The organism is Paraburkholderia phenazinium, assembly GCF_900100735.1.
Classification (GTDB): domain Bacteria; phylum Pseudomonadota; class Gammaproteobacteria; order Burkholderiales; family Burkholderiaceae; genus Paraburkholderia; species Paraburkholderia phenazinia.
This window is the reverse complement of sequence record NZ_FNCJ01000002.1, coordinates 163,479-179,323: the sequence shown is the minus strand read 5'-3', so window position 1 is coordinate 179,323 and position 15,845 is coordinate 163,479. Positions and strand designations below refer to the sequence as shown.

General features: G+C 64.1%; 9 protein-coding genes. 3 read left to right on the top strand and 6 right to left on the bottom strand.

The window, feature by feature from the left end; genetic code table 11:
- Positions 1-150: 150 nt before the first annotated feature.
- From BLQ92_RS04665 to BLQ92_RS04655, 3 genes are read right to left on the bottom strand one after another with little or no spacing between them, the layout of a single operon-like run.
- Entirely contained in the window at positions 151-1,041 is an 891-nt protein-coding gene (locus tag BLQ92_RS04665) for a transglutaminase family protein (protein WP_090682150.1), read from the bottom strand.
- Entirely contained in the window at positions 1,038-3,680 is a 2,643-nt protein-coding gene (locus BLQ92_RS04660; RefSeq protein ID WP_090682148.1) for a circularly permuted type 2 ATP-grasp protein, read from the bottom strand. The genes BLQ92_RS04665 and BLQ92_RS04660 overlap by 4 nt, the downstream gene beginning before the upstream one ends.
- A 28-nt stretch (positions 3,681-3,708) precedes the next feature.
- On the bottom strand, positions 3,709-7,215 hold the full coding sequence (locus BLQ92_RS04655) for a transglutaminase family protein (protein WP_090682147.1): 3,507 nt from the start codon (positions 7,213-7,215) through the stop codon (positions 3,709-3,711).
- Positions 7,216-7,487: 272 nt separating this feature from the next.
- Here BLQ92_RS04655 and BLQ92_RS04650 point away from each other — a divergent pair, with 272 nt between their 5' ends.
- From BLQ92_RS04650 to BLQ92_RS04640, 3 genes are all read left to right on the top strand, one after another.
- Positions 7,488-8,753, top strand: a complete 1,266-nt coding sequence (locus tag BLQ92_RS04650; RefSeq protein ID WP_090682924.1) for a zinc-binding metallopeptidase family protein — start codon at positions 7,488-7,490, stop codon at positions 8,751-8,753.
- A gap of 126 nt (positions 8,754-8,879) precedes the next feature.
- The gene (locus BLQ92_RS04645; RefSeq protein ID WP_090682145.1) at positions 8,880-11,273 is read left to right on the top strand and encodes a tetratricopeptide repeat protein; all 2,394 of its coding nucleotides are present in this window, start codon (positions 8,880-8,882) and stop codon (positions 11,271-11,273) included.
- Between the two features lie 176 nt (positions 11,274-11,449).
- Positions 11,450-12,673: an autotransporter strand-loop-strand O-heptosyltransferase gene (locus BLQ92_RS04640; RefSeq protein ID WP_090682143.1), complete on the top strand. Its 1,224-nt coding sequence runs from the start codon at positions 11,450-11,452 to the stop codon at positions 12,671-12,673.
- 39 nt (positions 12,674-12,712) lie between these two features.
- Here the strand turns inward: BLQ92_RS04640 and BLQ92_RS04635 are convergent, their stop codons facing one another.
- From BLQ92_RS04635 to phaP, 3 genes are all read right to left on the bottom strand, one after another.
- Positions 12,713-13,987: a DUF3443 domain-containing protein gene (locus BLQ92_RS04635; protein ID WP_090682142.1), complete on the bottom strand. Its 1,275-nt coding sequence runs from the start codon at positions 13,985-13,987 to the stop codon at positions 12,713-12,715.
- Between the two features lie 10 nt (positions 13,988-13,997).
- On the bottom strand, positions 13,998-14,447 hold the full coding sequence (locus BLQ92_RS04630; RefSeq protein WP_090682922.1) for a DUF2844 domain-containing protein: 450 nt from the start codon (positions 14,445-14,447) through the stop codon (positions 13,998-14,000).
- A 647-nt stretch (positions 14,448-15,094) separates the two neighbouring features.
- Entirely contained in the window at positions 15,095-15,514 is a 420-nt protein-coding gene (gene phaP, locus BLQ92_RS04625; RefSeq protein WP_090682140.1) for a phasin family protein, read from the bottom strand.
- Between the last annotated feature and the right edge of the window lie 331 nt (positions 15,515-15,845).

Genomic DNA, 15,845 nt, shown 5'->3' with positions numbered 1-15,845 from the left:
ATGAGGAGGGTTTTCCCCGAAGGCGAATCGATCCTGCACGTACGGAGCGGCGTGTGCGAATCGTGCGGGTGAATAGAACAGCCGGACGCGCTGCGCAGATTTGCGCAGCGGTAAGATCTGACGAAAGAGAGTCCAGTGAGGCGGCGCCGCTCACAGCGCCAGCACGCTCACCCCAACATCGACGCGGTGCGCACCGCCACCCAGAATCATCCCGCGCAGCAACGACACATCGCTGTAATCGCGGCCAATCGCGAGTGTCACGTGATCCATATCGGCAAGCACGTCATTGGTCGGATCGAGGTCGATCCAGCCGCTGCCGGGGCAATACACGGAAACCCACGCATGCGAAGCGTCCGCGCCGATCAAGCGCGGCTGGCCCGGCGGCGGGTCGTTGCGCAGATAGCCGCTCACATAGCGTGCCGGCAAGCCCAACGAGCGCAGGCAGCCGATCATCACCTGGGCAAAGTCCTGACACACCCCGCTGCGCAACTCGAAGGCGCGTTCGGCCGGCGTATCGAACATCGTCGCTGAAGGCTTGTAGTCGAAGTCGCGATAGATGCGATGCATCAGATGAATCGCGCCGGCCGCGATCGGCGTGCCCGGCGTAAAGCTCGGCAGCGCATAGGCACGCAAGGCCGGCCGCAGCGTGATGTTCGGCGAGGCAAAGCAGAATTCGACCTCGGGCCGGAACTCGCCGCCCACGCGAAAGCGCAACGCCTCGGCCACCTCCTCCCATGCCGGCGTGGTTTCCGGATCGAGCCTGGTCCAGCGCGGCGTCAACTGCACGGTGGTCTCGCTGACCATCTGCAGCCGTTCGTGCGGGGCGTCGATCGTAAAGTACAGCACGTCATTGCCGAACGCATCGATCCTGCTATGCAGATACGACGGCGCCGGTTCGATCGTTTCCTCATGCGAAATCACGCGCTGCCATGCGCACACCAGCGGCCGGATGGTCGCAAGATGCTGGGCGGTCTCGACGAAGGTCGAATAGCGATACGTGGTGCGGTGCGAAACCGACAGGATGGTCTGTGCGGTCTTCATGACGAAACCTGCGAGGCAAGCGTGTTGGCGTGGCTGAAGTAGCGCGCGCTGATTTCATTGGCGGCGGCAGCGGCGAACGCGCCCAGGTCGTCGCACACCTGGATCAGTACGGTGTAAGCGCCGTGTTCGTCGGTTTCGCACAGCCGTTCGAGCGACGGCAGCGTATCGGGCGGCGGCATCAGGTCGACAAACGCGCGGTGCCGCGTGCCACCGGCCGCAATCGTGATCTCGTCGAGCTTGCCGCACAAACGCTCATAGACACCGTACAGGCCGCGCGGATTGGTCGGCTCGACCACCAGCAGGTCGAGCAGCGCCGGCACTTCAAGACGCCCCGGGTAGAGCGAGCGGTAGGTCAGGGTGCTGTCGAATAGCTGCAGCAGCAGGTCGAAGCCTGCCGGTGTCGCAAGCTGCCCCTTGTCGGCCACCACGCGCAGGATCGAGGTCATCGCCGCGACCCGTTCGATATGGCGGCCCGCGAACAGCAGGCGCCACGCTTCGTCGCGCGTCATGCGGTCGCCTTGCGCGCCACTGATCGCCGAGAGCTGTGTCGCCAGGTGTTCGAGCGCGTCCATCAAGGTGACCCGGTCGTAGCGGTCATGCCGGCTGCTGCCCGCCGCAGCGGCCGCGCCATTTGCCCCATTGGCGCCATTGCCGTTCGCAGACGAGGCGCTAGCGGGCATCAACTTCTGCAGCGCGTCGCGGAAGTCGTTACGCGCGGCGAGAATCGTGCGCCAGTGGTCGTTCGAGAGCCGGCCGCGAATCTCGCCGCTCGCCCGTACTTGCGCGCCCAGCACCTGGCCGACACTGGCGGCGCCATTGGACTCGTGCAGATTCGCAACTAGCGTGCGCTCGAAGGCCTGCAGCGAATCGTCGCTGCGCACGTCGCCGTATTGAACCAGCCCGCAGTACAACGCCAGTTCGACCAATGTCTCGAACATCGCGTCCGCGTCGTTGCTCTCCAGCGAACCGAGAATCAGGCGCAGCAGCCGCACGTTGTTCTCGGCGCGCTCGCTGTAACGGCCGGCCCAGAACAGATTCTCGGCGGCGCGGCTCGAGACCGTGCGATGCTTGCGCGCGAGGTCGGCGGGCTGCATCGGCGAGGGCAACAGCGTGAAGGTCGAGATCGGCTGGCTCGACAGCACCCAGGTATCGACGCTGCTGCCGCCGAACTGCATCGAGACGGTGGCCTGCCGTTCCGCCGCAAGGCGCGTGAAACCGCCCGGCATCACATGCCAGCCGCCGTTGAAATCCGCAATCGCATACACGCGCAGCACCGATGGCCGGCGCCCGAGCGTGCCGTCCTCATAGCGCGGCGCACATGAATACGGCAACGGCAACTGAATCGTGAAGTTATCGGGCAGCGCTTCGACGCGGCTGCGCCAGGCCGCGAGCCGCTGCACGCCCTGCGCCATCCCGGGCGCGCTGTCGCGCTGCGCCGCGGGCCAGGTCGGGACCAGAAAGGCTTCGTCGAGCCGCGCGAAGGCATGCTCGCGCGCCGCTTCCTCGCCGCACCACCAGGTCGGCACGCCCGGCAGCAACAGGTCTTCGCCCAGCAGCGCCTCCGCGATGCCCGGCAGAAAGCCATGCAAGGCCGGCGATTCGACAAAGCCCGAACCCGGCACGTTCGAGACGATCACGTTGCCGGCACGCATCACCTGCAGCAGGCCCGGCACGCCTATGCTCGAATCCGCGCGCAGTTCGACCGGATCGCAAAACGCGTCGTCGAGCCGCCGCAACACCACATGCACCCGTTCGAGACCGGCAAGCGTCTTCAGATACAGCATGTCGTCGCGCACCGTGAGGTCTTTGCCCTCGACCAGCGTCACGCCCAGGTAGCGCGCCAGAAACACATGCTCGAAATAGGTTTCGCTGAACGGCCCCGGCGTGAGCAGCGCGATGTGCGGCGAGCTGTCCTCCGCATCTCCGTGCATCGCGGCGCGGGCCGACTGAACCAGGGTGGCGATCAGTTGCGAGTAGGTAGGCGCGAGCCGGCTCACGTGCAGCGAGCGGAACGGCTCGGCGAACTGGCTCGAGACGATCAGCCGGTTCTCCAGCGCGTAGCCGAGGCCCGACGGCGCCTCGGTGCGATGCGACATGACCGTCCAGCCGCCGTTGGGCGCGCGTGCCAGATCGACGGCGACAACCTGCAGATATTGACCGCCCGGCGGCGTGAAGCCGCGCACCGAACGCAGATAACCGGGATGACCGAACACCAGCGCCGGTGGCAACTGGCCGCGCTGCAACAACGTCTGCGGGCCGTAGACGTCGGCCACCACCGCGTTGAGCAATTGCGCGCGCTGCATGACGCCCTGCTCGATTTCGGCCCATTCGGCCTCGTCGATCAGGAGCGGCAGCAGATCGAGCGCCCACGGCCGCGGCTCGCCCTTGTCCGCGTAGACGTTGTAGCTGATGTCGTTATCGCGGATCTGCTGCGCGACCGAGGCGGTGTTGTTCTCGAGCCTGGCTATGCCGTCTTCGCCAAGCAGGTCGAAAAACTGCCGCCACGGTTCGCGCAACGACCCGGACGAATCGAGCAACTCGTCCCAGTGCCCGTCGCGGACCGGCAGCACCCGCAGGAGCGACAGCGCATCCGCGTGAGCCGCGGTTGCCTCAAAGGGAAAAGTCGATTGAAAGGCCAAGGTCGTATCGGGTTAATTGTTCTTCAGGTCACCAGTAGCGTAAGTCCAACGTGAACGGGAATTCCAGACTGCGTTGCGGCGCTTCGGCCACGAGCGGTCCAGGCGTGTGACCCATCGTGAAGAAGCGCGCGCGCCGCCGGCTTTCGGCCTCGTACGCGTTGACCGGGAAGGTCTGGTAATTGCGCCCACCCGGATGAGCCACATGATACTGGCATCCGCCGACGGATCGGCCGGTCCATGTGTCAACAAGGTCAAAAGTGAGCGGTGCGTCCACACCAATCGTCGGATGCAGCGCCGACGGTTGCGACCAGGCCCGGAACCTCACCCCCGCCACGAACTCGCTGACGCGGCCGGTGGATTGCAGCGGCAAAGGCACGCCGTTGACGGTGATCACATGGCGATTGTCGTTCAGCCCCAGCGCGCGCACTTCGAGCCGCTCCACCGACGAATCCACATAGCGCACGGTGCCGCCGGGCGCCCCCTCCTCGCCCATCACGTGCCACGGTTCGAGCGCACTGCGGATGGTCAGCGTGACACCGTTGGTCGTGGTCTCGCCCACCAGCGGGAAGCGGAACTCGAAATGCGGCGCGAACCACGAGCGGTCGAAGGCATAGCCGGCCTCGGCGAGGTCGGCCAGCACGTCGTCGAAATCCATCTCCACAAACGTGCCCAGCAGGAAACGGTCGTGCAGTTCGGTGCCCCAGCGCGTGAGCCGCGTGGTGTACGGCGTCTTCCAGAAGCGCGCCACCAGCGCGCGCAGCAGCAACTGCTGGACGAGGCTCATGCGCGCGTGCGGCGGCATTTCGAAGCCGCGCAGCTCCAGCAGTCCGAGGCGGCCGGTCGGGCCATCGGGCGAATAGAGCTTGTCGATACAGAACTCGGCGCGGTGCGTATTGCCGGTGACGTCGATCAGGATATTGCGCAGCGACCGGTCGATCATCCATGCCGGCAGTTGGCCGCCGTGGCGCCCGCCGAGCAGATCGATCTGCCGCTGCAGTTCGCGGAACGCGATCTCCAGCTCGTAGACCTGGTCGTTACGCGCCTCGTCGACGCGCGGCGCCTGGCTCGTCGGCCCGATAAAGAGCCCGGAGAACAGGTACGACAGCGACGGATGGTTGAGCCAGTACGCCACGAGGCTCGCGAGCAGATCCGGGCGGCGCAGGAACGGGCTGTCCGCAGGGGTCGCGCCGCCGAGCACGAAGTGATTGCCGCCGCCCGTGCCGGTGTGGCGGCCGTCGGTCATGAACTTCTCGGTGCTCAGATAGGTTTCATGGGCCGACTGGTACAGGTACTCGGTGTGGTCGACCAGTTGCTCCCAGTTCGAGGCCGGATGGATGTTGACTTCGATCACACCCGGGTCCGGCGTCACCTGCAGCATCTTCAGGCGTTGATCGCGCGGCGGCGGGTAGCCTTCAATGACGATCTTCATGCCCAGTTCGGCGGCGGTGGCTTCGACGGCAGCGAGCAAGTCCAGATAGTCGTCGAGCTCGGTGAGCGGCGGCATGAAGACGTGCAGCATCTTGCGGCCGCTGCCGAAACTCTCGGTTTCCACCTTCGGACCCGCTGCGCGGGCCGGGTCGCGGGCTTCGACACACAGCGCCGTGCGGGTGATCCAGCTAGCCGATTCGCCGCGCTCCGGTACGCGCAGCAAGGCTGTGTCGACATCGGCGCCGCCGGGGCCGCTGCCGGCGCGCAGTGCAGCCGCGCTGCCCGCACCAGCCACGCCGCCACTGCCCGGGCCGCCCGCGCCCTCGCCATGCACCGCGCCGGTGGCATCGCCCCCATGACCCGCGGCACCTGTGCTGCCTTCATACTGCATGCGCAACTGCGCCGCGCTACGCAGCGGCGCAGGCGGGGCGAACGGATCGTGTGCGTGCTGGTACGGATAGTCCGTCTCCGAGACCCACGGCAGCGCATCGAGCGGCAAGCGGTAGCCCATCGGCGAATCGCCGGGGATCAGATACATGCGATCGCCGCGGAAGTACCACGGCCCGGTGACCCAGCGCGGCCCCTCCAGCGGCAGGTCGCGTTCGCGCGAGAGCGGCAACACGTAGCCCGTCACCGAGGCGAGGCCGCTATCGTAGACACGCCGCAAGCGCACCCGCTCCATCTCGTCGTCGAGGCGCGAATCGAACGGATCGACGTTGACCGGCAGGCGGCGCTCGCGCCACAGGTAGTACCACGTGTCCTCGTAGCCAGCCTTGATGAACTGCGTATCGAGCGCGAGCTTGCCGGTCAGATGGGTCAGGAAGCGCCGCGCATCTTCCGCGGTATAGCTGCCCGGCTGACGCTCGTCGGCAAACAGCGTATGGTCCTGCCAGCACGGCTCGCCGTCGGCACGCCAGTACAGCGAGAGCGCCCAGCGCGGCAATTGCTCGCCCGGATACCACTTGCCCTGGCCGATGTGCAAAAAGCCGTTCGCGCCGTAGCGCGAGCGCAGCTTGTCCATCAGCGCGACCGCATAGCTGCGCTTGGTCGGTCCGAGGGCGTCGGTGTTCCACTCGGCGGCGTCGCGGTCGCGCACCGCGACGAAGGTCGGCTCGCCGCCCATCGTCAGGCGCACGTCCATCGCCTCCAGTTCCTGGTCCACGTGAGCGCCCATCTGCAGCACATCGGACCAGACTTCCTCGGTGTACGGCTTGGTGACGCGCGGGGTTTCCAGCACCCGCTCGATCGACATCGTGTGTTCGAACTCGACTTCCGACTCGTCGACCGCGCCCGAGATCGGCGCGGCGCTGCCCGGTTCCGGCGTGCAGGCGACCGGGATATGCCCCTCGCCCGCCAGCAAGCCGGAAGTCGGATCGAGGCCGATCCAGCCGGCGCCCGGCAGATAGACCTCGCACCACGCGTGCAGGTCGGTGAAGTCGACTTCGGTGCCGCTCGGGCCGTCGAGCGACTTGGTGTCGGGCGCGAGTTGCAGCAGATAACCCGACACGAAGCGCGCCGCCAGTCCCAACTGGCGCAGCGTCTCGACCAGCAGCCAGCCTGAATCGCGGCAGGAGCCCGCGGCCGTTGTAAGCGTCTCTTCGGGCGTCTGCACGCCGGGTTCCATGCGGATCAGATAACGGATCTCGCGCTGCAGGCGCTGGTTCAGCTCGACTAGAAAATCCGCCGTTATCTTGGGCGAACGGTCGATACTCGCTACAAATTCGGCAAAGCGCGGCGTCGGCTCGCGCTTGACCAGATAAGGTGCAAGCTCGGCGGCGAGGCCCGGTGCATACTCGAACGGGTATTTCTCGGCGGACGGTTCGAGAAAGAAGTCGAACGGGTTATAGACGGCCATTTCGGCCACCAGGTCCACCGTAATCTTGAACTCGCGGGTCTTCTCGGGAAACACCAGCCGCGCCTGGTAGTTGGCAAAGGCATCCTGCTGCCAGTTGATGAAATGCTCTGCCGGTTCGACCCGCATCGAATACGACACGATCGGGGTACGGCAATGTGGCGCGGGCCGCAGCCGCACGACCTGCGGCGACAGCCCGACGAGGCGGTCATAACGATAATGTGTGACATGGTTCAACGCGACACGTATAGACACACCGGACTCCTGGGCGAAGGATGGCAGCCCGCCAAAAAGCAAGCTTCATGCCGTTGGTAGAAAAACTTGCCGAGCCCGGCCTCGCGGCCGGAAAACAAACCCTGTGTACACAGGCACGCACCAAAGCGGCGCAGTCCACATGCCCCATCATGCACGTAATGTGCGTTAAACCAGTGACGTCTGGCAAATGCGGCATGAAGATTGCGGTGGATGTCGCGCCCCCTGAGTCTGCCATCTCAGCCCTGTTTCAGCTCCCGTTTGAGGCCCACGCCATGCGAACCTTCAACTGCAATCGCTGCGAGCAGCTCGTGTTCTACGAAAACGTCCGCTGCGAACGCTGCGAGGCGTTGCTGGGCTATGTGCCGGAACTAGGCGAGCTGAGCGCCTTCGAAGACGCGAGCGACGGCCGCTGGCGCAGCCTGCATCCGCGGGCCAACGGCGCGCTGTATCGCCAATGCCACAACTACGCCGTCGAAAACGTCTGCAACTGGATGATCCCGGCCGACCAGCCCGACACGCTGTGCCGCTCCTGCCAGTTCACGCGCACCATTCCAAACCTGGCAGCGCCGGACAACCGGCTCTACTGGTACCGCCTCGAAGTCGCCAAACGGCGCCTGCTCTATACGCTGACCGCTTTGGGCATCAAGGTGGCGTCGCGCCACGACGATCCGCAGACGGGGCTGGAATTCGAGTTCCTCGAAGAGAACCCGGACGGCGGGAAGGTCCTGACCGGGCACGACAACGGCTTGATTACGCTGAACATCGCGGAAGCCGACGACGCCTACCGGGAGCGCACCCGCACCGCGATGCACGAGCCCTACCGGACGCTGCTCGGGCATTTCCGGCACGAGACCGGGCATTACTATTTCGACCGCCTGGTCGCCGGCACGCCCTGGCTGGAGCCCTTTCGCGCGCTGTTCGGCGACGAGAGCGTCGACTACGCCGAGGCGCTCGAAACCTACTACCGCGACGGCGCGCCGGCAGACTGGACGCAGTCGTATGTCAGCGCCTACGCGACGATGCACCCGTGGGAGGACTGGGCGGAAACGTGGGCGCATTACCTGCTGATCGTCGATGTGCTCGACACCGCGACTTCCTACGGCGTCGCGCTGATCCCGCGCGACCCAGGTGGGCCGACGCTGACTGACCAGACGCCGGTGGAAGACGCCAGCTTCGATAACCTGATGAAGCGCTGGTTTCCTCTGACCTATGCGCTGAACAGCCTGAACCGCAGTCTTGGGATGGCCGACGGCTATCCGTTCACGCTCGCGCCGCTGGTGATCGAGAAGCTGCGGCTGGTGCATAAGGTGATTGCAGCGCAACCGGCGGGGCAAGCGGGGGCACAACCCATGTCGCAAGCGGAGACCGCTGCGGCGCTGGTTCCCGGGGCCGATGCCAGCCTCACTGCGACGCCGAATCCCACTCCCGATGGTTCGCCGGAGCCAGCGCCGGCTCCCACGCCCGATACCACCGCAGTGTCGACGCCGGCGGCCCCATCCGCTCCTGCGGTCGATTCGACAAACGTTACCGAGTCGTAATTTTTCGTGATGATTGGTAAACATCGGTAGTGAGGCCGCGGCTATTCTGCTCGTTCGACCGGACAGCCGCAGCCTCGGCCGGCGCGCTCCGCACCATCGCCCCCTTTGGAACAAGGCAAGACCTCGATGCGGACCGACCAGTGTCTGGCGTTGGCCAAAGAACGCCATCTCGCCGGCGACCTCGCAAGCGCACGCACGCTCTACGAAACCGTCCTCGCCGACGAACCAGCCAATGCCGACGTGATGTTTCGCCTCGGCGTGCTCGGGCTGCAATGCGCGACCTACGATGAAGCACTGACGTGGCTCGACCGCGCGCTCGCACTGGCGCCGCAGGAGACCCGCTACCATTTCGCGCGCGGCCAGGTGCTGTCGGCGCTGGGACGCTTCGCTGATGCCGTCGCAACCTACCGGCGACTACTCGCCTTCGACGCCACTTCGGCCGATCTCTGGTTCGCGCTAGGCAGCGCGCTGCAGTCGAGCGGCGATCCACAGGCCGCCGCAGCGGCCTTTGAGTCGGCAGCCGCGCTCGACCCGGCGCAGGTCGACGCCTTGAACAATCTGGGTAACTGCCATCGTCAACTCGGCACGCCGGAGCTCGCCGAAGCCGCTTACCGCCGCGCCCTCGCCATTCAACCTGACCACGCCAGCGCACTGACGAACCTCGGCACGCTGTTGCAGGCGCAAGGACAAATCGACGCCGCCATTGAACGGCTGAGCGAGGCGCTGCGCAGCGCGCCTGACTCGCCCACGTGCCTCCTCAACCTCGGCGTGGCCCTGTGCGAGCGCCGCCAGTTCGCGCAAGCCGCGGCGCTCCTTACACGCACGCTCGAACTGGAGCCGCACTTCCCCGAAGCCGCCTACAACCTCGGCAACGCGCTGCACGCACTCGGCCGGCGCCGCGATGCACAAGCGCAATACCGCAACGCGATCGCACTCGACCCGCAACACGCGGATGCGCACAACAACCTCGGCAACGTCAGCAAGGAACTGGGCGAATACAAAGCTGCCGCAGAGGCGTTCAATGCCGCCATCCGCGCGCGGCCGGGTTTTGTGGCGGCGTATAACAACGCGGGCAATCTGATGCGCACCCTGCGTCACACCACCGATGCGGAGGCGCTGTTCGAAGCGGCGCTGCGCATCGATCCGGCGCATTCGGCCTCGCACAACAACCTCGGCAATGTGCTGAAAGACTGTGGCGTGCTCGATGAAGGCATCGACCACTATCGCCGCGCGGTGGAGTGCGACCCGGGCAACGTGGTCGCGCATAGCAACCTCGCCTACGCGCTGACGTTTCAGGCCGAGCATGGCGCAGCGGTTCTGGAGGAATGCCGCCGCTGGTCGGCGCAGCATGAAGCGCCGCTGCGCGCCGCCCGCCAGCCGCATACGAACGACCGTAGCGCCGCGCGGCGACTGCGCATTGGTTATGTTGGGGCGGACTTTCGCGATCATTGCCAGTCACTCTTCACGGTGCCGTTTTTCTCGCATCACGATCACGCGCAGTTTGAGATCTACTGCTACGCGAGCGTCGAGCGGCCTGACGAGCTGACCCGGCGTCTTGCCGGTTATGCCGATGTATGGCGCGACGTGCGCGAACTCGACGACGAGCACCTCGCGCAGCAGATTCGCGCAGATGGCATCGATATCCTCGTCGATCTGGCAATGCACATGGCCGACGGCCGGCCCTTGCTGTTCGCCCGCAAACCGGCGCCGGTGCAGATGGCCTGGCTCGCCTACCCCGGCACCACTGGAATCGAGGCAATCGACTACCGCTTGACCGATCCTCACCTGGACCCGGTCGATCCGGCGGATCCGTCCGGTTCGCTTGCGTCAACCACGCCCGACAATCACTACACCGAACGCTCGCTACGCTTGCCCGACTCGTTCTGGTGCTATGACCCGTTGACGGACGAACCCGCCGTGAATGCATTACCAGCGCTGACGGCAGACCGCTTTACGTTCGGATGCCTGAACAATCCGTGCAAGCTCACCGACCGTACACTGGCTATGTGGAGCGCTGTGCTGCGCGAAGTGCCGCAGTCACGCCTGCTGCTGATGGCGCCCGCAGGCAACGCGCACCAGACTCTCGCGCTGCGGATCGAACACCAGGGCATCGACATGCAGCGGATCGGCTTTGTGCCATTCCAGCCGCGCGCCGACTATCTGCGCACCTATCACGAGATCGACCTTGGACTCGACACGTTTCCGTACAACGGCCACACCACGAGCCTCGACTCGCTGTGGATGGGCGTGCCGGTCGTGACGCGGGTCGGCGAGACGGCCGTGGGACGCGGCGGGTTGAGTCAGCTCGTCAATCTGGGCATGAGCGAACTGGCGGCGGATTCAGACGACGCGTTTGTGCGTATCGCGGTCGAACTGGCTGCGAACCGGCCGCATCTGGCGGAAATGCGGCAAGGCCTGCGGCCCCGCATGGAACAGTCGCCGCTGATGGACCGGGCGCGCTTTGCTCGTCATGTCGAAGCGGTGTATCGGCAGGTGTGGCGGGAGTGGTGTGCGGGGTAAGAGATGAGGCCCGGTTTTCCGGGTTTTTTCAGGATGACTTACGTGCCATAATCGCCGACTTCGATATTCGTTGCTTGGTTTCGGTCAACAGTCCTAAGGCTGGATCAACGCTCAGCAGGCAAGGAATGCTGATAGATGGAATGCGTCTCCAGAAGGCGCCAAGTTGATCGAACACCATGACCGCGCCTTTCTCTTCAAATCTGCAACGCGGCCCTCACGATGCGTTTTTTGCGAATGTCGGCACACCGGCGTTGCGTGGCCCCGAGGGCATTTTCTACGACTTCAACTACGGCTGCCGCGTACAGGTCCCTGTTAGCGGCTGGCGCGTCGTCATGGTCGACCTCGACACCCACAATACCGTACTCGACGAAGTGCTCGAAGCCGGTGTCATCGTCGCAAGCCGGCGCAAGTACTTCGTACGCTTCATGCTGTGCGTGTTCGATGGCGAGCGCATCGTGTTTACCCATAGTTTCGACGCGGCAGGCCAGCGCGTATTCGTGCGCACCGGCGAGTCGGCGCTTGGGGACTCCCTCGCATGGATACCCGCCGTCGAGGCGTTTCGGCGCGAGCATCGCTGCGAGATCCATGTGCAACTGCCCGAGTATCTGCATGAGCTTTTTAAGGCGGGCTATCCGGACTTGCACTTCGTGACGAGCGATGTCCCCGCTGCTTCGCTCGGCACGCTTTACGCGACTTACTATCTCGGTTTCTTCTCGCCCTATGCGGAGCGCGACCACCAGCCGACCGACCCGCGCGTGAGCAATCTGCAGGATGTGGCGTCGTATATCCTGAATGTGCCTGCGGTAGAGCGTCGCCCCACTGTTGTGGTGGCCGATACCCTCCGCAGGATCGAGGAGCCCTATGTCTGCATCGCAGCTCAGGCCAGCGCCCAACGCAAGTATTGGAACAATCCGGCGGGCTGGCCCACCCTGGTCGCGCATCTGAAGCAGCAGGGCTATCGCGTTTTGTGCATCGACCGCGATCGGGACTGTGATCGCTCGGGCACGCGCAATTCGATACCTGTCGGCGCGGAAGACTTTACCGGCAACCTCCCATTGCAGGAGCGCGCGAGCCTCTTGCTGCATGCAGAGTTCTTCGTCGGCCTTGGCAGCGGACTTTCATGGCTCGCATGGGCAGTCGGCACGCCGGTCGCGATGATCAGCGGCTTTTCTCATCCCAAGACCGAGTTCCGTACACCTTGGCGCATCATCAATTTTCACGTTTGCAACAGTTGCTTTAACGACACGCAGTTCGAGGCCGATTCGCACAATTTCAACTGGTGTCCGCGCTATGAAGGCAAACCGATGGCGTACCAGTGCACCTCTTCGATTACGCCGCAGTTTGTAGCACGCGTGATTGACCCGCTCATTAAAGCGTCTCGCGGTGGACAGCCCTCTTGACGAGGGCTGTCCGCTCCATCGTTGTTCCAAACACTGCGATCAATACGCCACATACGGCCCGGTGCCGCCCGGTGTCGCCTGCTGCTCGATCGCCGCATACACATTACGGCCGTAGAAGAACGGCAACCCCCAGTCGAAAATGGTCGACGTAACGAACGCCGGCCCGGCAAGCAGCGGCATTACCGCATTGCCGCTGTAGGTCTGCGATAGCGACGTGGCATTGCCCACGTTGAACGACACCGAACTGTTGATGCCATTCACCCCTTCGATCACCGCGCTCAACTGCGTGGTCGAGGCCGGACAATAATACGAATTGCTCGGGCTGGCACAAGTGGGCAACGCACCGGTCTGGAAGAACAGGCCAGTCGAACCGCTGTCCACAATGCTCCTGGTGTAGGTCGTGCCGTTTTCCACTGTCGTAAAGGTCCCGTTGCTTGGACTGACGCCAATCACCTGGGCGCTCCCCAAGCCATTATTGCTCTGCGTGCCGATGCCGAACACCAGTTGCCCGGTCACCGACGCTTCGCTATTCGACGTTACCGCCGGCAACATCAGGATCGAGCCGTTGTTGTCGGTCGCGAAGTAGGGAATCGGATTCGCCACCTGCAGATTTTCAGCCACCGCAAGCGACGTGCAAGTGGTCCCCGCGCAACCGTAATAAGTCGCGGGGATAGCCTGTTGCACGCAGTTGGCGCCGCAGTCGTGCTTGAACACGCCAATCCCAAGCACGCCGTTGGCAGCCAGCGTGGTGGGCGTGTTGCGCGAAGCGCCCACGCTGCTGCAATCGGACGGCACTGCGCTGTAGTTCGGATCGATCACCTGAATCGGCAGCGAGGCCGCTTTTTCGCCGCCGATCTGCACGTCGGCGAGCCGCACCGAACCCCACGTATAACCATCGAAGAACTGCATGCATTCGGCCAATTGATTGCCGGCGGCATCCTGCTGCTGCGGCAGCGCGACGGAAGCAGGCAATTGCGACGCGAACAGGCGCAGGCCCCACGAACCGGTATCGACCAGCACGTGGTCGATGGTTTGACACTGCGTCGTACCCGGCGTACAGACGGTGACGCTGACGAAAGGCATATTCGGCACACCGATTACACCCCAGTCAACCGTCACGGCTGCCGCATTGGCGGCCAGCACCGGCGCAGACGTCACCGTATTGGTGACCGGCTGGGTCGGTGTCGACGCGTTCGAGTTGCTGGTGGTCGCACTGCTGCTGCCCCCACCTCCGCCGCCCCCGCCGCAGGCGGCGAGCAACAACGCGAGAACGGCAGCGCCGAGTAGCTTAAGGAACGAATCTGAAGAACGCATGATCGCTCCGTTATTGAATGACGCTGACATCGACGCCCGCCGGCACCGCTTGCGGCAGATACGCGTGGCCCGCGAAGGCGCGCAAATGGCCGCCCGAGACAACCACCAGATCGCTGTTCGATACGGCAACCGGCGTGGCGCGGCGCGTCGCCGTGGCGGCCACGTATTGATCGAAGGCGGCGCCCAGCGTCGTCTTCAGATCCGGCAAGGTGGGCCCTTCCCATGCCACGCCGAACACCGTGCCGCCCGGCGCGACATACTCGCGCACCACCGTGCCCGAGGGCAGCGTAATCAGATGAACCGTGTACGCAGCCTGCGAAGTCGCGCTATGTGCCGTGGCATGCATGAGCACCTGATCGTTAGCGATACTGCCGACGTTCTGCCCCAGGGCGGCCTGGGCGGGCAAACAGAAGACACAGCTTGCCCCGAGCATTGCGCAAGCAATGCTGGTATGAAGCATCGTTTTCAAGTGATTTCCTTCGAGGTGAAACCGCTCGTGATCCACCGTGGCGATCGCGAACGACGAACAAGGGGCGCACTCCTCGACCGGCGGGTACCGGTGCTTCAATCACGCCGGAAGAGGTTGCGTGAATGCGTCTACGGAGTGGCGGCGCGAAACTTTAGGGAGGGAAAACGGCGCTCGCAATCGTTTGGCATGGATTCCAAACCGACATCAGGCCCCATGCCGTTTGAATAGAAGGATGAGCGCCATGACCGGCGGTGCCTGCACGCCGATTCGCCCCTGCTGGGGCGTTTTAAGCAAACCGCATCGAAAAAAATAAGGGCCGCAGCAAAAAAAGTCACTGCCGCAAGCAGGCGCGTTCGCCGTATTAAGCAGACATTGAATAAACCAGCCGAATTTCGGCTTGTCTCATACCGCTTGTCTCATACCTTTCGTTCTGCGAACTTTCCACCCTGTAAGAAGAATGAAACCCGCACGGCAACGTCGCGGTGGACTGATTCCAGGCGCGAAACGAAGGTTCGAATTTGCGAATGCTCGTGCTGAAATGAAAAATGCCGACGCTAACCGAATTTCTCGGTCAGACGCCGGCATCGGGTGCGACCCGCGCGCATCGAATGCACGCGTGGGCCGGCACCGCCGTTCTGTTACTTCTTCGGTTGCAAAAGAGTCTTGAGTTCCTGCACGTTCTCTTCGACGCGTTTGGCGATCACGGCATACGACTCGGCTTGCGACTGATACGCCGCTTGCGCGAGCTGTTGCATGTCGGCCAAAGCCTTATGCAAGGTTTGCTGCACCAGTTCGGCCGTTTGCGTGGTCGCCCCGCCGGTGGCGGAGAACTGGCCGGCCAGCGACTGCAGTTCGCCCAGCGTCGAACGCAGCATGTCGGCCTGCTTCTGCGCGAGCGACTGCATGCCCTGCAAGGCTGCCTGATTCGCCGTTACCAGCGCCTCGACGTCCTTGCGTCGCGCTTCCATGATGGCGGGCACGTCGAAGCCGGGTAGCTTGAACTGCTCCAGCATTTTGGTGAATTCGCCAAATGGATTGGCGGCGTCCGGTCGTTCCATGCTTGTTCCTCCTGGGCAGATAGATACAGTCCAACCGTGCGGCGACGATGGTCCGCAGACCGATGAATGCACACCGGTTGGTCTCGCGTGTGCCTGCAGGTCATGCCAGCACATGTCTCCATCATGCGCCTTCTGCACCCGTTGCGCCAGCTAAGGGCCAGACCCAGCGCGCCTGCAATCGCGCGCCTCAGTAATGCAATGAAAGAAACCGCCGGGTCTTTTTCACGAGTTCGTGCAAATCTGCCACGCATACCTCAAGAACTGATCCCACATGTCGTTTACACAAGTACACCCCTGCATAGCGTGCGGTTCTCGTCAGACAAAACGCCGC

Bases quoted from the DNA above. Each gene is read 5' to 3' on its own strand.
- BLQ92_RS04665 (WP_090682150.1), bottom strand. From the start codon at position 1,041: ATGAAGACCGCACAGACCATCCTGTCGGTTTCGCACCGCACCACGTAT.
- BLQ92_RS04650 (WP_090682924.1), top strand. From the start codon at position 7,488: ATGCGAACCTTCAACTGCAATCGCTGCGAGCAGCTCGTGTTCTACGAA.
- BLQ92_RS04645 (WP_090682145.1), top strand. From the start codon at position 8,880: ATGCGGACCGACCAGTGTCTGGCGTTGGCCAAAGAACGCCATCTCGCC.
- phaP (WP_090682140.1), bottom strand. From the start codon at position 15,514: ATGGAACGACCGGACGCCGCCAATCCATTTGGCGAATTCACCAAAATG.
- BLQ92_RS04630 (WP_090682922.1), bottom strand. From the start codon at position 14,447: ATGCTTCATACCAGCATTGCTTGCGCAATGCTCGGGGCAAGCTGTGTC.
- BLQ92_RS04635 (WP_090682142.1), bottom strand. From the start codon at position 13,987: ATGCGTTCTTCAGATTCGTTCCTTAAGCTACTCGGCGCTGCCGTTCTC.
- BLQ92_RS04640 (WP_090682143.1), top strand. From the start codon at position 11,450: ATGACCGCGCCTTTCTCTTCAAATCTGCAACGCGGCCCTCACGATGCG.